This window comes from Candidatus Thiopontia autotrophica (assembly GCA_014384675.1).
GTDB lineage: Bacteria > Pseudomonadota > Gammaproteobacteria.
Map to the genome: position 1 here is coordinate 1 of JACNFK010000011.1, position 19,925 is coordinate 19,925.

The following is a 19,925-nucleotide window of genomic DNA, read 5'->3' on the forward strand; positions in this document are numbered from 1 at the left end:
CTCCTTCTCCGCCATTATTCTTATGAATAAATTCACTATAAAAGCTCCTGTTTTGGCAGTTATCACATTGTGGTTGCTGCTCTCTTCCAGGCTGGTATTAGCAGATGAGATTAGGGTTGCAGTTGCCAGTAACTTTGCCGACACGATAAGAGAGGTTGCAAAGGGGTTTGAAAACAACACTGGTCATAAGGTGAGTGTTATTTCAGGCTCTACAGGAAAACACTATGCCCAGATCATAAATGGCGCCCCATTTAATCTCTTCTTTGCTGCAGATGTTAGAAGGGCGAGGTTGCTCGAAGAGGAGGGGTTCATAGATGCTGGGAGCCGCTTCACCTATGCTCTGGGCAAACTTGTTCTCTGGAGTCCTGCTGCCGATTATATCGACCCTCATGGTAGAGTGATTACAGATGGTGGTTTTCGTTACCTTGCTGTTGCAAATCCCAGGCTTGCCCCATATGGGCGGGCAGCACGCGAGGTGCTTCAGGGGCGTGGAGTGTGGAGTAGCTTAAGGGGCAGGATGGTTCGTGGCGAAAATATTGGCCAGACCTTTCAGTTTGTCAGTAGCGGGAATGCTGAACTTGGGTTTGTCTCCTACTCACAGATAAAGCGGCCAGGCCAACCCATCAAGGGGTCATTCTGGGAGGTGCCGCAACCGCTCTACTCTTCTATTGAGCAACAGGCGGTGTTGTTGGATGATAATGATCCTGCACGCTCTTTTCTTGATTATGTGAAAAGTGATGAGGCTCTGGAGATTATTCGTGGATTTGGGTACGGTATACCTTGATGCTTAATGAATATGATCTATCTGCTCTTGTTGTTACCCTGAAGCTGGCGGGAATCAGTACGCTTATCCTTCTCCTGCTGGGAACACCACTTGCCTGGTGGATGGCACACACGCAATGGAGACTTAAGGCGGTACTAGAGGCGATCATTGCGCTCCCTCTGGTGTTGCCGCCTACGGTGCTTGGGTTCTATCTGTTGATTGCCCTGGGACCACATGGCCCTATTGGCGAAGCAATGGAGTGGCTTGGTGGTCAGCCACTGGCGTTTACATTTGCAGGGCTTGTGGTGGGTTCAGTTATCTACTCAATGCCATTCGTTGTACAGCCCTTGCAGAATGCATTCAGTGCAATAGGCTCACGTCCAATGGAGGTAGCAGCAACCTTGAGAGCATCTCCGTTGGACCGTTTCTTTACTGTAGCCATGCCTCTGGCCCGCTCTGGATTCCTGACTGCTGCAGTGCTCGGATTTGCCCATACAGTAGGAGAGTTCGGGGTGGTGTTGATGATTGGTGGCAACATACCGGGGGAGACCCAGGTGCTCTCTATTGCCATTTATGACCATGTTGAGGCGCTTGAGTATGGTCATGCACACCTGCTCTCTGGTGGATTGTTGCTGCTCTCATTCCTGATGCTGGTTGCAATTTATACCTTCAATCGTCGTTTCTCGTTAATGAGGCAGGTAGATTAATGACAATTGAGTGCAAATTAAGGATGGAGAGAGGTGGGTTTGTCCTTGATACGGATATGACTATACCTGGCAGAGGGATCACTGCGATCTTTGGCCCATCCGGATGTGGCAAGACTACGCTGTTACGAGTAATTGCTGGCCTGGAAAAAAATAGCAAGGGAGTTCTCAAGGTTGATGGTTCGATATGGCAGGATGACCACAGCTTTGTCCCGCCTCATCAGCGTCCAGTAGGGTACGTCTTTCAGGAGGCAAGTCTGTTTGCGCATCTGAGTGTGCAGGGTAATCTGGAATATGGCATTAGCCGTGTTCCTGTTGCGGAACGAAAGGTTTTGTTAGATCGCGCAATTGAGTTGTTGGATATAACGCCACTGCTTGAGCGCAAGACAACACAGCTTTCAGGTGGCGAACGCCAGCGGGTGGCTATTGCCAGAGCGTTGGCAGTTAGTCCAAAGATTTTGTTGATGGATGAACCTCTGTCGGCACTGGATATGCAGCGCAAAAGGGAGATCATGCCTTATCTTGAGTCACTGCATGACGAGCTTGATATTCCTGTTATCTATGTCAGCCACTCACCGGATGAAGTTGCACGCCTGGCAGATCACCTGATTTTGCTTGAGGATGGTGAAGTAAAGGGGAGTGGGGCCATTGGTGATATATTGACCAGGTCAGATCTTCCAATGGCGCATGGTGATGATGCTGCGTCATTGATTCAAGCCAGGGTTGCAGGACATGATGACAAATTTGATCTGACCTATATAGATTTTCCTGGGGGGCGCTTTACAGTTGCTCACCGTTCATTGCCAGTTGGTAATCCAGTTCGTCTGAGGGTTGCTGCAAGAGATGTGAGTCTAACCAGGGAGCATCAGTCGGACACCAGTATTCTCAATATTTTTCCAGTGACGGTTGCAGAGTTGACACTTGAGGGTAGTGCACAGGTGATGGTGAGGTTGATGGCTGGAGGAGTCCCAATGCTTTCTCGTATTACCAGAAAGTCAGCTGATATTCTTGAGCTTGAGCAAGGTAAAACCATCTACGCCCAGGTCAAGAGTGTGGCTCTGTTATCGTAGCAGGACAACAAATTTACTTAATAAATTAATTTATGTTTATATATTAGCTATATGAAAAATAAAGAAAAAATATCAGTACTGTTTGTCTGTATGGGGAACATCTGCAGATCACCAACGGCACATGGTGTATTTCGTAAAATGGTTGAGGACGAGGGGTTGAGTGACAGAATCGAGATCGATTCAGCAGGCACTCACTCATATCATGTTGGACATCCACCAGACGAGAGAGCCCAGTCAACTGCTCTACACAGAGGCCTGGATATGAGTGATCTGCGAGCACGCAAGGCAAAAGAGCGTGATTTTGACCGCTTTGACCTGGTTTTGGCTATGGATCGTGATAACTATGCCATTCTCGAGTCCTACACAAGTTCGGCCACGGCAGAGAAATTACGGCTGTTTATGGAGTTTGCCCCAGACCACTGGCGTACCAGCGAGGTGCCGGATCCATATTATGGTGGCCCCAATGGGTTTGAGCAGGTATTTGATATGGTGGAGGACGCCTCTCGTGGACTCATAAGTCATCTCAGAGAGATTTACAAACTACCCTGAAAACATCCATGGACAGATAAAAAACGGGCTCCGTAAAAGGAGCCCGTTTTTTTTATCCTTGCTCAGTTGAGGTGGTGGCTTTGACTGCGGGCTCTTTTTTTACTGCTGTTTCAACTGGCTTTGGGTTGTTGTTAGCAGGCTTCTGGCTGTTGGTTTGAGCAGGAGCTGAAGATTTGTCCGGTTGTCGGTTTTCTACAGGTTTTTGCTGAGGAACAGCCTGCTTTGGTGACTCTTTTGGGGTGGGAGCACTGTTTTGTTGTGTGACCGGCGTTAGGGTTTGTTTTCTGTTGTTGCCTGCCACGATTGCCGCCGGAGCGTGAACGTCTTCTCTTCTGGCCGTTGCTATCCTTGTTGCTATCCTTGGTGCTATCTTTTGGACTATTCTGCTGCGACTGTTGCTTGTTGTTGTCTGGCCCTGACCCTGACTCTTGTTTTGATCCTGGTTCTGCTGCCCCTGCTCCTGTTTCTGCTTCTGCTCTTGGCCCTGCTGTTTCCCCTGATTCTGACTCCCCCCCTGACTTCGGCCTTGACCACCGCCTTTCTGCCCTTGACGGTTTCCACGCTGCTGAGAACGGTTTTTGTTTCCCTGGCCGCGACGTGAGGGGTGACGACCACCTCCACCACTGCGATTGTCGCCCTGTCTATTTCTTCCACGCCCACGATTACGGTTGCGTTGGTTAGCTGCTCTCTTTTTCTTTTCCTCTTCCTCTTTTTTCTTTTTACTGCCTCCAAACAGAGAGGTGATGATCTTTTTAATCCAGGAGGGGGATGATGTACTACTTTTCTCTTGTCTCTTTGAAGCAGGCTCCTTCTTAACTATCTTGGGCGCAGGTGCACTAGGCATGACCTCACTAACTGCAGGTTTGTCACGTTTCACCGAGGAGGTCTCCTGAATAACATCATCCTCACTGCTCTCTTTTTTCTCCACACGTTGGTAACTTGGTGGCTGCTTCTGTTCCTGACTGTCTGGACTTTTTCTGGAACGTTCGATGCTGTAATGGGGGGTATCCAGTGACTGGTTTGGAATCAACATCACTGATACTGCGCAACGTTTCTCAATCTCGGTGACAATATCTCGTTTTTCATTAAGCAGGTAGGTTGCTACCGGTATGGGGAGTTGTGCGGTGACCTGTCCAGAACCCTCCTTGAGAGCCTCTTCCTGAATCAGACGTAGTACAGACAGCGCGATTGACTGAGTGCCACGAATGGTGCCCTGACCACTGCAACGTGGGCATACGTTATGTGCAGACTCTCCGAGAGATGGGCGCAGGCGCTGTCGAGACATCTCCAGTAACCCAAAGCGCGAGATTTTGCCAACCTGAACACGTGCGCGATCTTGCTGTAGCGCATCACGTAGACGGTTTTCAACAGCACGCTGATTCTTACCTGCATGCATGTCGATAAAGTCGATTACAACAAGGCCACCGCTATCTCTGATACGCAGTTGGCGTGCTATCTCGTCTGCCGCCTCAAGGTTTGCGTTAAGAGCTGTCTCCTCAATATTGCTACCCTTGGTGGCTCTTGCCGAGTTGATATCAATAGAGATCAGCGCCTCGGTAGGATCGATTACGATAGAGCCGCCAGAGGGGAGTCTCACCTCGCGCCGGAAAGCAGATTCCAGCTGGCTCTCAATCTGGAAGCGGGTAAAGATTGGGGTCTCCTCCTTATACTGCTTCAGTTTTCTCAGGTTATGAGGCATAACACGAGACATGAATTCATGAGCAATCTGATAGGTGTCTTCATTATCGATCAGGATCTCGCCGATATCATCACGTAGATAATCCCGGATAACCCGTACCACAATGTCACTTTCACGATAAATCAGGAAGGGGGCAGGTTTTTCTGCTGCAGTCTCGATACTACTCCAGATTTTATGTTGGTAATCTAGGTCCCACTGCAGGTCTTCAGTGGTTTTGCCGACACCTGCGGTACGAATAATTGCCCCTGACCCCTTGGGGATATTCATGTCGCGCATTGCCGTACGGAGTTCCTGACGATCCTTGCCCTCGATTCTGCGAGAGATGCCTCCGGCACGTGGGTTGTTTGGCATATAGACCAGATATCGTCCAGCCATACTGACAAAGGTTGTTAGAGCAGCCCCTTTATTACCCCGTTCCTCCTTTTCGATCTGGACAATTACCTCTTGTCCCTCACTTACCGAATCTGCAATATTTGGGCGTCCTCCACCATCAAATGCACCATCTTTAAAGTAGTTGCGGGAGATCTCCTTGAAGGGGAGAAAGCCGTGACGTTCGCAGCCATAATTTACAAAGGCCGCTTCCAGACTAGGTTCGACGCGGGTAATTTTTCCTTTGTAGAGATTGCCTTTTTTCTTTTCGTAGGCGGCGCTCTCGATATCCAGGTCGTAAAGATATTGGCCATCCACCAACGCTACACGCAACTCCTCTTCCTGGGTTGCATTCATTAAAATTCTTTTCATTCTACAGTTCTCAGTGTTTGTGTTCCGAAAGTGACGCAACGATTGCGTCGACGGAATCCAAAGGACTCAGGCCGAGGAGAACAGATCAGACAGGGAATATTGGCAAATTGAGAGCCTGGCTCTCAATTGCATTGGTAAACAACTTATTGTTTTGTGTTGTAAAACATCTAGTTATTGTCTTTTATACCAAATAGGCAGATACGCTCTGCATCTACATTCTTGACCCGATGTGCTGTTGTCAGCAAGTATCAGGTCAGTAATAAATTCCTCTGCTGAAGATGATTCTCAAAACATCTCGTTCTAGTCTATCTTCATCACATATATCTTTCGGGCTCAGTTTTTCTATTCTCAATCACCCTGCCAGGTAGCAGTGTGTGCCCATAAATTCTTTCACTTACAGCGCTCTCTAGGCATGAGCTTTTCATAAGCTCTCTATGCGTTTGGTTTTCCAAAGCTATTTAGCTTTGCTAAGGAACTTCTGATTAAGTCTAAATCTCGTCATTACCGCCTACGCGAGGATGACTTAATCATCTACTTAATCATCAGAGGCTCCCTAATTGGCGAGCGATGTAACTCGCGACTATACCAGTGAATCTACTGTGCCGCAATCGATTAAAACCCACACCAGCAATTCTAATATATGACCAAATATCTTGCTTGCACCATCATCCCCAACGAAAGTTGGGATCTTGAAAACAGTGAGTAGCTCTCTATATCCGATTTCTAAATGAGGATTCGGGTAAAATATCCCCATGCAATCCAGTGAACAAAATCGGCAACAGGTGAGTTATCTCGAGATCAATAGTGAGAAGGCTGGACAGCGCGTCGATAATTTTCTGTTGTCACAACTGAAAGGTGTGCCCAAAAGCAGGATTTACCGAATTCTTAGAAAGGGTGAGGTCAGGGTTAATAAAAAAAGGGTAAAACCAACTTATCGGCTGCAGGAGGGGGATCTCTTGAGAATCCCGCCCGTGCGAATCTCTGAAGGTAATACTCCTCCAGCGAAATCATCAGTTGAGTGGATCGAGAAAGCAATAATCTATGAGGATGACCTGTTGCTGGTTTTGAATAAACCATCTGGTCTGGCAGTACATGGTGGAAGCGGCATCAGGTATGGCGTGATTGAAGCGCTTCGTGCGTTACGAACAGAGGCTGTTAATTATGAGTTGGTACATCGTCTTGATCGTGCAACATCAGGGGTGTTGTTGATTGCCAAAAAGAGACGTGCACTCCGTTTTCTTCATGATCTCATTCGTAAACACGGGATGGAGAAACGCTACCTGGCTCTGGTTGCAGGGAAGATGCGCAAATCGAAGACTGTCTTGGCGCCACTGAGAAAAAACGTGCTGCGTTCAGGAGAGAGGATGGTACTTGTTGATCCTGACGGCAAAAGCGCAGAGAGCCATTTTCGCCCCCAAATCTCCTGCCAATCTGCGACTCTGGTTGAGGTGGAGATTGTGACTGGGCGCACACATCAGATTCGTGTTCATGGCGCACATATTGACCACCCTCTGGCCGGTGATGATCGGTATGGTGATCAGGAGTTCAATAAACAGATGAGTAAACTTGGTTTGGGGCGGTTGTTTCTCCATGCAGATCAACTGGTTTTCCCTCATCCTGACAGTGGAACAACCATGAGGATGGAGGCCCCGCTTCCGCCGGAACTGTCTGCTTTACTGAAACGTATTCAAGAGGATGAGTCATGCCGCCAATTCTGAGTGCGCCTGTTGAGCTGGTCATTTTTGACTGGGATGGAACCTTGATGGATTCAGTGGATGTGATTGTCCGTTGTATGGAGGGGGCAATTCGTGACATGGATCTTGAGCCACGTTCTCATGAGGAGATCAGCAACATTATCGGGTTGGGGCTTAATGAGGCTGTTACTACTCTATATCCGGGAACAGATGAGTCATTTGCCCAAGAGGTATCAGATGGTTACAGGAGACACTTTTTTGGTACTGCACAGGGAAGAGATAATCTTTTTCCTGGAGTTGAGTCGCTATTAAATGAGTTGCGACATGAGGGTGTGTTACTTGCGGTTGCGACCGGAAAAAGTCGTCGAGGGCTTGATCTGGTTTTGAAAGATACCGAACTTGACGAAATTTTTCACTCAACCCGCTGTGCAGACGAGACCTGTTCCAAGCCACATCCGCAGATGATCCACGAGATTCTTGATGAGCTCCAGATTAATCCAGAAGCGGCTATTATGGTGGGTGATAGTGAATATGATTTGCTGATGGCAAAACGGGCTGGAATTGCATCGGTTGGGGTCTGTTATGGGGTCCACTCTGCAGAGAGGTTACAGAGCCACAACCCAATAGCCTGTGTTGATTCCATCAAGTTGGTCAGGGAACTGTTGCCCCTTGCTGCTCAAGCATCCGTACCAGACGAATAAGAGGAAGCCCCATCAGAGCACTTGGATCATCTCCCTCAAGACGCTTAAACAGGCTGATGCCAAGCCCCTCGGACTTAAAGCTTCCGGCACAGTTGTACGGCTCTTCCGCATGCAGATAACGTTTAATCATGTTGTCATCAAGCTCACGAAAATGGACTGTAAATGGCACTACCTCAGTTTGACTCTTTCCGCTTTCAGAGTTTAGTAGTGTAACTCCGGTAAGAAAATGTACGCTCTTTCCTGATGCCGCGGCCAGCTGTTGAAATGCATTCTCAAAACTTCCTGGTTTTCCCAGTATCTCAGTGCCATTCAGAGCAACCTGATCTGACCCGATAATCAGATGAGCAGGGAAGTGGTGTGCAACCTCTGTAGCCTTTTCGATAGAGAGACGTTCCACTAACTGTTCTGGGGACTCCCCATCTATATGGCTCTCATCAATATCCGGTGAAAAGGTCTCAAAAGGGAGTTGCAGTCGGGATAGCAGCTCTTTTCTGAAAGGAGAGCTAGAGCCAAGTATTAGTGGAAGAGGAAGCATGGTTACACATTATCCCATGTTTCTATCTGGGAATTTGGGTATTATTCTGTTCTCATGACAGACCACTTTCCGGAATATGTTGACCCTTTTGCGCTGGCTCTATCCGGCAGAACCATTGAGCAGACACTGCCTCTCGATAATTTTGAGCGTGTCACTGAGCTTCTGCTTGATAAAAGTGGCAGTGTGGATATCAAGGTTGTTTTTGGGGTTGATGAAGCAGCTGTCATCTATCTTGAAGGGGTGGTCTCTGCAGATGTTCAGCTACCGTGCCAGCGCTGTATGGAACCGATGAGTACCCCAATAAGCTCTAGCTTCGTGATGGGCCTTGTTCGCAATGAGGATGACTTCTCTTCACTGCCAGAGAGTTATGAGCCACTCTTGGTTGATGACAAGAATTTTTCTCTTCTCGCTTTTATTGAGGATGAGTTGATATTGGCAGTTCCTGTTGTGGTGACTCATCCCATAGATGAGTGTAGTGCATCCCGTTATCTTCAGGATTCCAATGTAATTGAGGAGGAGAAAAAGAGAAATCCTTTCCAGATACTGGAACAGTTGAAGAGGTGACAAAAACTGGGCAAAACAGTACAAATTCAATTATAATTCGCGCCAATATTGGTGGCTGTTCGATTGAGCGGCTGCTTTTTTTATTCTGTATTTAATGTTGGGAGAGATCCAATGGCTGTACAAAAAAACAAGAAGACTCGTTCAAGACGTGGCATGCGTCGTTCTCATGATGCGCTGACAAGCCCATCACTCTCTGTTGATTCAGAGACAGGAGAGACTCACCTGCGTCACCACATAACTCCTGACGGCTACTATCGTGGTCGCAAAGTGATTCAGGATAGCGCAGAAGATTAATTTTATCTGGCGTGTTTACCATTCATTGTGATGAGGTGTGGGGACGGATCTTGATGGCCGTAACCACAATCAGTTCGTGACGAGCATCATCTCAATTGACGCCATGGGTGGTGACTACGGTCTGGATGTTACAGTTCCGGCCGCTATCCATGCGCTCAAAAAAAACCGCTCTCTGCGCCTGATTCTGGTCGGTAATCAGGATGAAATTTCGACACATCTGGAGCAGGCTGATTCAGCTCTAAAGAGCCGGATCAAGATCCAACATGCATCCCAGACCGTGGAGATGGATGAATCTCCATCCAGTGCTCTGCGTAAGAAAAAAGACTCATCCATGCGTGTTGCGCTCAATTTTGTAAAAGATGGTGATGCAGGCGCGTGCGTAAGTGCAGGAAATACAGGCGCACTGATGGCAACCTCACGGTTTGTCCTCAAGATGTTGCCCGGGATTGACCGTCCCGCAATCTCTGCTGCACTACCCACTGTTCGCGGCACCAGTTATATGCTGGATCTTGGCGCCAATGTGGACGCAACTCCTGAGAGCCTGTTTCAGTTTGCGGTAATGGGGGCGGAGCTGGTGACTGCGGTTGCGGACAAGCCCAATCCATCAATTGGTCTGCTGAATATTGGCGAGGAGGAGATCAAGGGTAATGAGACGGTAAAACAGGCTGCCGAGATTCTGTCGAACAGTGATCTTAACTATTATGGCTTTGTAGAGGGTGATGATATCTACAAAGGGACGGTTGATGTTGTGGTCTGTGATGGTTTTGTTGGGAATATCGCCCTTAAGGCAAGTGAGGGGTTGGCTCATATGGTCAGCCACTTCATCAAGACAGAGTTTAGTAAAAATCTGCTGACCAGAATTTCCGGATTGATTGCCATGCCTGTAATGAGGGCATTTCGTAGCCGCATAGAGCCACGCAACTATAATGGTGCCAGTCTTTTGGGTCTGCGTGGTATTGTGGTAAAAAGTCATGGTGGTACTGATGTTATGGGTTTTAGTAATGCAATCAATGTTGCAGTTGCCGAGGTTGAACATGCTGTTCCACAGAAGATTGATGCGCATCTGCATCGTACATTGGTAGAGGGTAAAGAGTGAGTTATTCAAGAATTGTAGGTACTGGTGGTTATCTTCCCGAGGCGGTCAGAACCAATGCAGATCTTGAAAAAATGATGGACACGTCCGATGAGTGGATTGTGGCTCGCACTGGAATTAAAACCCGTCATATTGCTGCAGAAAACGAGACTACCTGTGATCTAGCAGAACAGTCATCGCGTCAGGCAATTGAGGCCGCGGGCATTGATCCCAACGATATTGATCTGATAATTGTTGCAACTACAACACCAGACAAGATTTTCCCCAGTACCGCATGTCTGTTACAGCAACGTCTGGATATTCACGGCTCTCCGGCATTTGATGTGCAGGCGGTATGTACGGGGTTTGTTTATGCGCTCTCGGTTGCGGATAATTTCATCCGTGCCGGTTCCGCAAAATGTGCTCTGGTTGTTGGTGCCGAGACTCTCTCCAGAATTGTAAATTGGGAGGATCGAGGAACAGCAATTCTGTTTGGTGATGGTTCTGGAGCCGTAGTGCTGAAGGCTTCTGAGGAGCCCGGAATTCTATCTACCCATATTCATGCAGATGGAAAGTATGAGGAGCTGCTACATGTTCCTGGTGGGATATCATCTGGATATGATGGTGAGCCATATATTGAGATGAAGGGTAATGAGGTATTCAAAATGGCTGTCAATACGCTTGGGCGTATAGTCGATGAGACTCTGGATGCCAACCAGATGAAGAAAGAGGAGATTGATTGGCTGGTGCCTCATCAGGCCAATGTGCGAATAATTGCCGCTACTGCCAAAAAACTCAAGATGTCCATGGATAATGTGATTCTTACTGTACAGAATCATGGCAACACCTCGGCCGCATCAGTGCCGTTGGCACTTAATGAGGGGGTACGGAGTGGAAAGATAAAGAAGGGGCAGACTGTGCTGATGGAGGCCTTTGGAGGCGGATTTACCTGGGGCTCTGTCCTCGCTCGTCTATAGGAGTTAATAATGAAACTTGCGTTTGTTTTTCCTGGTCAGGGCTCACAATCTGTGAGCATGCTTGCAGAACTTGCCGAGAGCCATGCTGTTGTAGGTGAAACCTTTGGTGAGGCCTCTGATCAACTGGGCATGGATCTCTGGAAGTTGGTGCAGGAGGGGCCAAAGGAGGCACTTAACCAGACTACCAATACGCAGCCTGCAATGCTGGCTGCTGGAGTTGCAACCTGGAGGGTGTGGAACCAACAGGCAGGTATCGCGCCATCTATTATGGCAGGCCATAGCCTGGGTGAGTATTCTGCACTGGTTGCTGCTGGTGCTCTTCACTTTGGTGACGCCATTAAACTGGTAGCAGAGCGCGGGCGTCTAATGCAGGAGGCTGTTCCTGAAGGAGAGGGGGCAATGGCAGCTATTCTGGGTCTGGAAGATGATCAGGTTCGTGCGGTCTGTAGTGATGCGGCAGATGGCGGTGTAGTTGAGCCGGTAAATTTCAACTCGCCCGGGCAGGTGGTAATTGCCGGTAGTGCGGATGCAGTAGAGCGTGCCATTGAGGCAGCAAAAGAGGCAGGCGCAAAACGTGCGCTTCCTCTTCCTGTAAGTGTCCCTTCACACTCCTCACTTATGCGTGAGGCAGCAGAGAAATTTGCCGTAGCAATGGAACCTGTGATGATCAATTCACCAGAGATTCCCGTTATCAACAATGTTGATGTTAGTGCAGAGATAGAGCCGGACTCTATTCGTGAAGCATTAACTCGCCAGCTTTACAATCCTGTGCGTTGGGTTGAGACTGTTCGGAAGATGCACGGTGAGGATGTTGATATGCTTGTTGAGTGTGGTCCAGGCAAAGTGTTGGCCGGCCTGAACAAGAGGATTGAGAGAGGGATGAAAGCTATGGCAGTTTTCGATAACGCTAGTCTTGAGGCAGCTATCAACACAGTCAATGGAGAAGAGTCATGAGTCTGGAAGGACAGGTTGCACTGGTAACTGGAGCCAGTCGCGGGATTGGTCAATCAATTGCGCTCAAGCTAGGCAAGATGGGTGCATATGTGGTTGGAACCGCCACCTCGGATAGTGGTGCTGAAAAAATCTCTGCCTATATGAGTGAGGCCGGCATGCAAGGTGAGGGGATGAACCTTAATGTAACTGATGGAGATGCAGTTACAGCAATCATCAAGCGCATAGCTGATGAACAGGGCGCGGTTACCTTGTTGGTTAATAACGCAGGAATTACCCGCGACAATCTGTTGATGAGGATGAAGGAAGAGGAGTGGAGTGCCATTATGGATACTAATCTGACCTCAATTTATCGTGTATCCAAGGCCTGTCTGCGGGGAATGATGAAGGCCCGTAGCGGACGCATCATAAGTATCACATCTGTTGTAGGTGCCATGGGTAATCCTGGACAGTCCAATTATGCGGCCGCAAAAGCCGGGGTGATGGGGTTCAGCAAGGCGCTGGCTCGTGAGGTTGCTTCACGTGGGGTTACTGTAAATACGGTTGCACCAGGCTTTATTGATACTGACATGACCAAGGCACTTCCTGAGGAACAGAAGGATGCTCTTAAAACCCAGATTCCGTTAGGATCTCTGGGACAGCCGGAAGATATAGCCAATGCAGTAGGTTTTCTAGCTTCAGAAGAGGCTTCTTATATTACAGGCCAGACACTACATGTGAATGGCGGGATGTATATGTAACTATTTTTCTTGTTGCTATTTTTTTATGGCAAATAGAGGTGATGGTGGTAAAATTGTCCGCAGTTTTTCCATAAATAACAAATCGTAGAGGATTACAATGAGCGATATTCAAGCACAGGTTACCAAAATTGTTGCAGAGCAACTGGGTGTAGATGAGGGTGAGATCACTAATGAGTCATCTTTTGTAGATGATCTTGGAGCAGACTCTCTGGATACAGTTGAGCTGGTGATGGCACTGGAAGAGGAGTTTGGTTGTGAGATTCCTGATGACGAGGCTGAGAAGATTACTACCGTTCAGCTTGCGATTGATTACATCAACAAGGCAAACGGCTAATATCTGAATATCAAAGATATCGTTTTATGATGAAAGCCGCATTTCATACAGGAAGTGCGGCTTTTTGGTTTTTGAATTGATAAGGAAACGAGATGAAGGGCGACAGACGTGTTGTGGTAACCGGTATGGGGATGGTCTCTCCAGTTGGAAATACGGTAGAAGATAGCTGGAAGAATATTCTCGCTGGAGTCAGCGGGGCAGGTCCTGTACCACATTTTGATGCCACTGAATTTCCGGTTACATTTTCCTGTTCAATCAAGGATGATTTTGACCCACTGGAGTACCTGACCAGGAAAGATCTACGCAAGATGGATACATTTATCCATTATGGTATTGCTGCCGGGGTTCAGGCATTTCGTGACTCCGGCCTGGAGATTACGGATGAGAATGCCCCCCGTATTGGTGTCTCTGTAGGATCCGGTATCGGTGGGCTGCCAGGTATCGAGAAGGGCAGGGATTCTCTGGTAAATGGTGGCCCCAGAAAGGTCTCCCCATTTTTTGTCCCCTCCAATATCATCAACATGGTCTCCGGCAACCTCTCCATCATGATTGGAGCCAAGGGGCCAAATACCGCCATTGTTACCGCATGTAGCTCTGCGACCCATAGCATTGGTGATGCTGCGCGGATGATTATCTATGGTGATGCAGATGTGATGATTACAGGTGGTGCCGAGAATGCCACCTGTCCAGTTGGGCTGAGTGGGTTTGCCCAGGCCAAGGCGCTCTCCTCTCGTAATGATGATCCACAAACAGCCAGCCGTCCATGGGATGTAGACCGTGATGGTTTTGTGCTGGGTGATGGTGCCGGTGTACTGGTGCTTGAAGAGTATGAGCATGCCAGGGCGCGTGGTGCCAACATCTATGCTGAGGTGACCGGCTTTGGGATGAGTGGTGATGCCTATCACATGACCTCACCATCACCTGGCGGTGAAGGGGCATCGCGCTGCATGGATAGCGCACTGGCAGATGCTGGCATTAACCCCGAAGATATTGATTACATAAACGCACATGGCACCTCCACTCCGGCAGGTGATCTTGCAGAGACCTCAGCGGTGAAAAAGTCATTTGGTGATCACGCCTACAAGGTTGCGATCAACTCCACTAAATCCATGACAGGACACCTGTTGGGTGCGGCTGGCGGTATTGAGGCTATCTTCTCTATTCTGGCACTCAGGGATCAGGTCTCTCCACCCACCATCAACATCTTTAACCAGGATCCGGAGTGTGATCTTGATTATGTTGCCAATACCGCGCGTGAGATGAAGATTGATATTGCAATGTCCAACTCGTTTGGCTTTGGTGGAACCAACGGAACCGTCATCCTGAAAAAGATGTGATTGACCTGCTTGCGCTGCATGCGGTAAATCCGGAGCGCTACCCATATCTGCTTGAGAGTGCTGCATCCGGCAGTGGTGCACAGTGGGATATTCTCTTTGCCTTTCCAGAAGAGATCATAAGAGTAGAAGATGAAGGGTTTCTTGCGGCGCTGGACAGAGCATGGGCAAGGGCGCGCTGCAGGTTTGATAATGGAGCAGATAGTGAGCTCCCTTTTCGAGGTGGGTGGTTTCTGTTTCTGGACTATGAACTGGCCCACGAGATTGAGCCGGTACTGTCAAGATGCGCAACATCCAGTGGAAACACATCCCCATCCTCTCAAGCCTACGCTACACACATACCGGCAGCCATTCTCCAGGAGCACTCCACTGGGCGTATCCATTTTGTGGATGAGGATGGTGAGCTGACAGAGAGAGTCAAACTCATGCAGGAGGATCTCTCAAACCTGAAGCCACTGCACCATCCGGCGGCAAAAATCGTGCCTGCCACAATCAGTGAAGAGTCACCCGGCAAGTTTCTTGATGGTGTTGAGAGGATAAAACACTATATCGTCGAGGGTGATGTCTTTCAGGTAAATCTCTCTCGCAAGTGGCAAGGAGAGCTCTCTGAATCGGTAGAGCCATACCAGATCTACCAGAGGCTAAGGGAGAGCAATCCAGCTCCATTTGCAGGTCTGGCTCTACAGGATGACATGGCAGTTATCAGTTCATCTCCTGAGAGACTTATCAAGGTCACCAATGGAGTTGCCGAAACCAGACCAATCGCAGGTACCCATCCACGTAGTAGAGAGTTGGGTGAGGACGAAAAGCTATCCGAGAGGCTGTTGGCACACCCCAAGGAGCAGGCAGAACACATTATGCTGATTGACCTGGAGCGTAACGATCTGGGGCGTGTCTGCCAACCGGGAACCATCAAAGTGGATGAGCTTATGGTGCTGGAGAGCTATGCTCACGTCCACCATATCGTATCCAATATTGGCGGAGAGCTACGAGATGGCATTACCCCCGGTGATGTTATTCGTGCGCTATTTCCGGGTGGTACTATTACCGGATGTCCCAAGGTGCGCTGTATGGAGATTATCGATGAGCTGGAGCCGGAGCCACGTGGTGCCTATACAGGGAGTTTCGGCTACCTCAACCATAATGGTGATATGGATCTGAATATTCTGATACGTACCATCACCCAGGAGGGGAACACTCTCTCCCTGCGTGCCGGTGCCGGTATTGTCCATGACTCAATTCCACAGAGAGAGCTGGAGGAGACCAGGGCAAAGGCCAGGGGGATGCTGATGGCGCTGGGGGTTGAGCCGTGATGCTGGTGAATGGGGTTGAGACGGAGCAGATCAGTGCCACAGATCGTGGACTTCAGTATGGAGACGGGCTGTTTGAGACTATTGCGGTTGTTGACGGTAAGCTGGAGTTTTGGGGGCGCCATATGGCACGTCTACAACGGGGTGCAGAAAAATTATCTATTCCTCTGCCGCCAGAGGAGCTATTTCTAGCCGAGGCAGAACAGCTTGTCGGCAGTGATGGTTCATCTCGTTCTGTGCTGAAAATTACTATTACCCGTGGCAGTGGGGGGAGGGGATATCGCCCGCCAGAGAGCCCGGCACCAACACGAATTCTCGCCCTCTCTCCATGGCCTGAATACCCGGCGGAATATTACAAGAGCGGTGTCAGACTCCATCTATGTGAAACCAGGCTGGGATCAAATCCACTACTGGCTGGCATAAAACACCTGAACAGACTGGAGCAGGTTATGGCCAGAGGCGAGTGGAGTGATCCGGATATTGCCGAGGGTTTAATGGTAAATGGTGAAGACCATATAGTTGAGGGGACCATGAGCAACATCTTCTTCGTGAGGGGTGGAGAGGTCATAACCCCAGAGCTGACTAGGTGTGGGGTTGCCGGGGTGATGAGAGAGATGCTGATTGAGCAGCTCCAACAGGATGGTATTTCAGTAACAGTTCGTCCCATCCACCTTAGTGAACTAAGTGAGATGGAGGAGGCCTTCTGCAGCAACAGCCTTATCCATGTCTGGCCAGTACGGCAGATTGGAGATAAACAGTTTTCAGTTTTAGATCCGATAGTTACACACCTTACAAGATTTATTGATGTTGACAAATATTTCTAAGGTCTCCTGTTCGTATCCACCCAATTCAGTCTCATATCACCATTTATACCATTAGTGATGATGGCAATGTTTTCATAATTAGAATCAGACATGGTCATGAAGATTGGCTAGAATAGTTTCCCTATGAATAGAGGAAAATTCATCACCGTTGAGGGCTCCGAGGGGGTTGGTAAAACCACCAACATAAACCATGTTCGAGCCCGTCTGGAGGAGTACGGAGTTGAGGTAGTGCAGACCAGAGAGCCAGGTGGCACCCCGCTGGGTGAGGAGGTGCGCGAACTGCTGCTCGATCATCGCCACACCGGTATGTCGCAGGATGCTGAGCTTATGCTGATGTTTGCCGCCCGTGCAGAGCATCTGACTCAGGTGATCCAGCCAGCACTGGATGCAGGCAAGTGGGTGCTCTGCGACCGCTTTACCGATGCCAGCCACGCCTATCAGGGTGGTGGCAGGGGGATTCCAACCGAACGTATTACTGCACTGGAACAGTGGGTACAGAAAGGGCTACAGCCCGACCTGACCCTGCTACTCGATATTGAGCCGGAGATCGGGCTGGAGCGTGCAGGCAGGAGAGGAGCTCTGGACCGTTTCGAGAAGGAGGAGATCGCCTTCTTTCATCGGGTAAGAGATAGTTATCTGGATCGGGCCAGGATGTTTCCTGAGCGCTTCAGGGTGGTCAACACATCCATGCCGTTAGAGGATGTGCAGCAAGAGATTGATGGCCACTTGATCCCATTTATCCAGGAACAGAGAGCATGAACACTATTCTCCCATGGCAACATGATATCTGGACAGGATTTCAACAGAGGATTAGTCAAAAGCGTATGCCTCATGCTCTGTTGCTGTATGGCCCGGAGGGTACTGGTAAAGATATATTTTCACGATTTTTAGCCAAGAGCCTGTTGTGTAGTCAACCTGATAAAACTGGCGAGGCTTGTGGTAGCTGTCCATCATGTAACCTATATGAGGCTGAGACCCACCCCGATTTTAGCTATCTTGAGCCAGAAGATGGCAAAAGTGTTTTAGCAGTAGGTCTGGTTAGGTCAATGGTTGAGGAGCTCTCATATACTCCACAAATATCTGCACGTAAGGTAGTTGTATTAAATCCGGCGGAGTCAATGAATCGCAGTTCTGCAAACAGTCTCCTGAAAACTCTGGAAGAGCCATCTGGGGATACGGTTATTATGCTTGTCACCCATAACCCTGCCAAACTATTGCCGACTATACGTAGTCGCTGTCAACAAGTGGCATTTCCTCAGCCGTCAGCAGAGGATGCGACATCCTGGTTAAGAGGGCAGCTAGATGATCAAGTAGAAGTTGATGTTGTGCTTGGGCTGGCAGAAGGTGCACCGCTGAGGGCGCTTGCACTTTCCGATAGCGACAATCTTGAACACTATAATGAGATGGGGCGTGAGCTTCTGGATCTGCTTCAGGGAAGAGCAAATCCAATCAAGGTTGCATATCGCTGGAGCAAGCATAATCCAACAACTACCCTGCGATGGATGCAGCAGTGGCTGGTTGCAGCAATCAGGGGGAGGGAGCCACTATCCCTGATCAGTCAGACGCTGCGGCAGATTGACCAACGAAAACTATTCCTGTTTCATGACAAAATTATAGAGGCGATCGCCCTCTCAACTACCCCCATCAACAAGGAGCTTCTGTTCGATGGATTGCTGCTGGAGTGGAGCCGTTTTCGATGATCGACTCCCACTGCCACCTTGACCGGCTCAAAATCCCGCAAGGAGAGACTCTTGATGACTCTCTGGATCGTGCTGCAGAAGAGGGGGTCGATGGCTTTCTTAATGTCTGTATCGATCTTGAGAACTTTGATGAGGTTTTGCGCATCGCAAACTCAGACAACAGGATTTATGCATCAGTTGGTGTCCACCCAAATGAGATGGAGATGGCTGAGCCAACCCTGGATGATCTGCTGCAGCGCGCAGAGAATTTAAAGGTGGTGGCAATCGGCGAGACCGGGCTCGACTACCACTATGTAACAGATGCAGAGAAGCTGGAGCAGCAGCGTAACCGCTTCAGAACCCATATCAGTGCTGCCAAAGAGTGCAACAAGCCGCTAATCATCCACACCCGTGAGGCACGGGAGGATACCATTCGCATCATGCGGGAGGAGGGGGTGGAGCAGTGCGGCGGGGTGATGCACTGCTTTACAGAAAATTGGGAGATGGCTAGCCAGGCGCTTGATCTTGGGTTTTACGTCTCTTTCTCCGGGATCATCACCTTCAACAGTGCGGCAAAGTTGCGTGAGGTGGTGAAACAGGTACCGCAGGATCGGCTGCTGATAGAGACTGATTCACCATATCTAGCCCCAGTTCCATATCGGGGAAAACCCAACCAGCCTGCCTATGTACGTCAGGTGGCAGAGAAGGTGGCAGAGCTGCGCGGCTGGAGTATAGAGGAGGTGGATCGGATCACTACAGAGAATTTTCAACGACTCTTTCGTCTCTAATGTAACCTCACCAAAGATCTTTCCAAAAGTGGTTAGGTTGGTTAAAACAACTGCAAAATCAATCAGGTAATCTAGCCATGGGCGATCTATTAGAGTTTGTAAACAACTGTGCCTGAGTTAAGCGAATGATTTCATAACTATCAGAGTAATTTTATTGCCTTCTCAAGCTGTCTTATTGATGTGTAGAAATGGGGTGAAAAGCGAATTCCACCAGAGCGTACCGCACATTGAATTCCTTTTTCAGTCAGTCTGTTATGCGTAACTTCTAAACTACTTTCTCCGACTGAAAAGGTGATAATGCCTGCATGTCGTTCGGGGTCGACCGGAGTAATTAGCTCCAATTTTGGGTGGGCCTGAATAGCATCAACAAGAAACCTGGAGCGTTCCAGCACCAGCTTCTCTATCTGCTCCATGCCAACTTCATCAATAAGGGAGAGCGATGCCTCCAGCCCGTGAATGCCCAACATGTTGGGGCTTCCAGGCTCAAAACGACGTGCACCTTTCGCAATGGTCCAGTCGGGAATATCACTGCAACAACCTGGCTGCTCACAGTTTGAGAGCGCATCTGAATCTGTATCAAAATCATAAAGTGTCTCACGCAT

General features: G+C 49.0%; 23 protein-coding genes. 20 read left to right on the forward strand and 3 right to left on the reverse strand.

Annotated elements, in window-relative coordinates; translation table 11 throughout:
- Nucleotides 1-22 precede the first annotated feature (22 nt).
- The 4 genes from modA to H8D24_00620 are packed head-to-tail and all read left to right on the forward strand — an operon-like array spanning nucleotide 23 to nucleotide 3,086.
- Nucleotides 23-784: a molybdate ABC transporter substrate-binding protein gene (gene modA / locus H8D24_00605; protein MBC8518893.1), complete on the forward strand. Its 762-nt coding sequence runs from the start codon at nucleotides 23-25 to the stop codon at nucleotides 782-784.
- Nucleotides 784-1,470, forward strand: a complete 687-nt coding sequence (gene modB, locus H8D24_00610; protein ID MBC8518894.1) for a molybdate ABC transporter permease subunit — start codon at nucleotides 784-786, stop codon at nucleotides 1,468-1,470. The genes modA and modB overlap by 1 nt, the downstream gene beginning before the upstream one ends.
- Nucleotides 1,470-2,537, forward strand: a complete 1,068-nt coding sequence (gene modC, locus H8D24_00615; GenBank protein MBC8518895.1) for a molybdenum ABC transporter ATP-binding protein — start codon at nucleotides 1,470-1,472, stop codon at nucleotides 2,535-2,537. Before modB ends, modC begins: the two co-directional genes overlap by 1 nt.
- A gap of 51 nt (nucleotides 2,538-2,588) precedes the next feature.
- Complete coding sequence (locus H8D24_00620) at nucleotides 2,589-3,086, forward strand: low molecular weight phosphotyrosine protein phosphatase (protein ID MBC8518896.1); 498 nt, start codon at nucleotides 2,589-2,591, stop codon at nucleotides 3,084-3,086.
- A 52-nt stretch (nucleotides 3,087-3,138) separates the two neighbouring features.
- On the opposite strand, the gene H8D24_00625 is transcribed toward H8D24_00620, so the two are convergent.
- On the reverse strand, nucleotides 3,139-5,517 hold the full coding sequence (locus H8D24_00625; GenBank protein MBC8518897.1) for an Rne/Rng family ribonuclease: 2,379 nt from the start codon (nucleotides 5,515-5,517) through the stop codon (nucleotides 3,139-3,141).
- Between the two features lie 761 nt (nucleotides 5,518-6,278).
- Here H8D24_00625 and rluC point away from each other — a divergent pair.
- Together rluC and H8D24_00635 are read left to right on the forward strand one after the other, a co-directional pair.
- Complete coding sequence (rluC, locus tag H8D24_00630; protein MBC8518898.1) at nucleotides 6,279-7,244, forward strand: 23S rRNA pseudouridine(955/2504/2580) synthase RluC; 966 nt, start codon at nucleotides 6,279-6,281, stop codon at nucleotides 7,242-7,244.
- The gene (locus H8D24_00635; GenBank protein ID MBC8518899.1) at nucleotides 7,229-7,921 is read left to right on the forward strand and encodes an HAD-IA family hydrolase; all 693 of its coding nucleotides are present in this window, start codon (nucleotides 7,229-7,231) and stop codon (nucleotides 7,919-7,921) included. The genes rluC and H8D24_00635 overlap by 16 nt, the downstream gene beginning before the upstream one ends.
- On the opposite strand, the gene maf is transcribed toward H8D24_00635, so the two are convergent.
- Entirely contained in the window at nucleotides 7,872-8,456 is a 585-nt protein-coding gene (gene maf, locus H8D24_00640) for a septum formation inhibitor Maf (protein ID MBC8518900.1), read from the reverse strand. The two genes, H8D24_00635 and maf, sit on opposite strands and share 50 nt — an antisense overlap.
- 54 nt (nucleotides 8,457-8,510) lie before the next feature.
- Here maf and H8D24_00645 point away from each other — a divergent pair, with 54 nt between their 5' ends.
- From H8D24_00645 to H8D24_00710, 14 genes are all read left to right on the forward strand, one after another.
- Nucleotides 8,511-9,020, forward strand: coding sequence for a DUF177 domain-containing protein (locus H8D24_00645; GenBank protein ID MBC8518901.1), 510 nt, complete (start codon nucleotides 8,511-8,513; stop codon nucleotides 9,018-9,020).
- A gap of 111 nt (nucleotides 9,021-9,131) precedes the next feature.
- Nucleotides 9,132-9,314, forward strand: coding sequence for a 50S ribosomal protein L32 (rpmF, locus tag H8D24_00650; protein MBC8518902.1), 183 nt, complete (start codon nucleotides 9,132-9,134; stop codon nucleotides 9,312-9,314).
- Between the two features lie 76 nt (nucleotides 9,315-9,390).
- A complete protein-coding gene (gene plsX / locus H8D24_00655) occupies nucleotides 9,391-10,410 on the forward strand; it encodes a phosphate acyltransferase PlsX (protein MBC8518903.1) in 1,020 nt (339 codons plus the stop codon).
- Nucleotides 10,407-11,363, forward strand: coding sequence for a ketoacyl-ACP synthase III (locus H8D24_00660; protein ID MBC8518904.1), 957 nt, complete (start codon nucleotides 10,407-10,409; stop codon nucleotides 11,361-11,363). The genes plsX and H8D24_00660 overlap by 4 nt, the downstream gene beginning before the upstream one ends.
- 6 nt (nucleotides 11,364-11,369) lie before the next feature.
- Entirely contained in the window at nucleotides 11,370-12,317 is a 948-nt protein-coding gene (gene fabD, locus H8D24_00665) for an ACP S-malonyltransferase (protein ID MBC8518905.1), read from the forward strand.
- Nucleotides 12,314-13,054, forward strand: a complete 741-nt coding sequence (fabG, locus tag H8D24_00670; protein ID MBC8518906.1) for a 3-oxoacyl-ACP reductase FabG — start codon at nucleotides 12,314-12,316, stop codon at nucleotides 13,052-13,054. The genes fabD and fabG overlap by 4 nt, the downstream gene beginning before the upstream one ends.
- A 97-nt stretch (nucleotides 13,055-13,151) precedes the next feature.
- Nucleotides 13,152-13,388 (forward strand): acyl carrier protein, encoded by a 237-nt coding sequence (gene acpP / locus H8D24_00675; protein ID MBC8518907.1) that lies wholly within the window; start codon nucleotides 13,152-13,154, stop codon nucleotides 13,386-13,388.
- A 92-nt stretch (nucleotides 13,389-13,480) separates the two neighbouring features.
- Entirely contained in the window at nucleotides 13,481-14,725 is a 1,245-nt protein-coding gene (gene fabF, locus H8D24_00680) for a beta-ketoacyl-ACP synthase II (protein ID MBC8518908.1), read from the forward strand.
- Nucleotides 14,722-16,035, forward strand: coding sequence for an aminodeoxychorismate synthase component I (locus H8D24_00685; GenBank protein ID MBC8518909.1), 1,314 nt, complete (start codon nucleotides 14,722-14,724; stop codon nucleotides 16,033-16,035). The genes fabF and H8D24_00685 overlap by 4 nt, the downstream gene beginning before the upstream one ends.
- Nucleotides 16,035-16,856: an aminodeoxychorismate lyase gene (pabC, locus tag H8D24_00690; GenBank protein ID MBC8518910.1), complete on the forward strand. Its 822-nt coding sequence runs from the start codon at nucleotides 16,035-16,037 to the stop codon at nucleotides 16,854-16,856. The genes H8D24_00685 and pabC overlap by 1 nt, the downstream gene beginning before the upstream one ends.
- Nucleotides 16,847-16,972, forward strand: coding sequence for a type II toxin-antitoxin system RelE/ParE family toxin (locus H8D24_00695; GenBank protein MBC8518911.1), 126 nt, complete (start codon nucleotides 16,847-16,849; stop codon nucleotides 16,970-16,972). Before pabC ends, H8D24_00695 begins: the two co-directional genes overlap by 10 nt.
- Nucleotides 16,973-16,979: 7 nt before the next feature.
- The gene (locus H8D24_00700; GenBank protein ID MBC8518912.1) at nucleotides 16,980-17,615 is read left to right on the forward strand and encodes a dTMP kinase; all 636 of its coding nucleotides are present in this window, start codon (nucleotides 16,980-16,982) and stop codon (nucleotides 17,613-17,615) included.
- A complete protein-coding gene (locus H8D24_00705; protein ID MBC8518913.1) occupies nucleotides 17,612-18,556 on the forward strand; it encodes a DNA polymerase III subunit delta' in 945 nt (314 codons plus the stop codon). Before H8D24_00700 ends, H8D24_00705 begins: the two co-directional genes overlap by 4 nt.
- Nucleotides 18,553-19,323 carry a TatD family hydrolase gene (locus H8D24_00710; protein MBC8518914.1) on the forward strand — a complete coding sequence of 257 codons (771 nt, stop codon included), beginning with the start codon at nucleotides 18,553-18,555 and terminating at the stop codon, nucleotides 19,321-19,323. Before H8D24_00705 ends, H8D24_00710 begins: the two co-directional genes overlap by 4 nt.
- A 140-nt stretch (nucleotides 19,324-19,463) precedes the next feature.
- Here H8D24_00710 and H8D24_00715 read toward each other — a convergent pair.
- On the reverse strand, nucleotides 19,464-19,925 hold a 462-nt coding region (locus H8D24_00715), incomplete at its 5' end, for an aminotransferase class V-fold PLP-dependent enzyme (GenBank protein ID MBC8518915.1).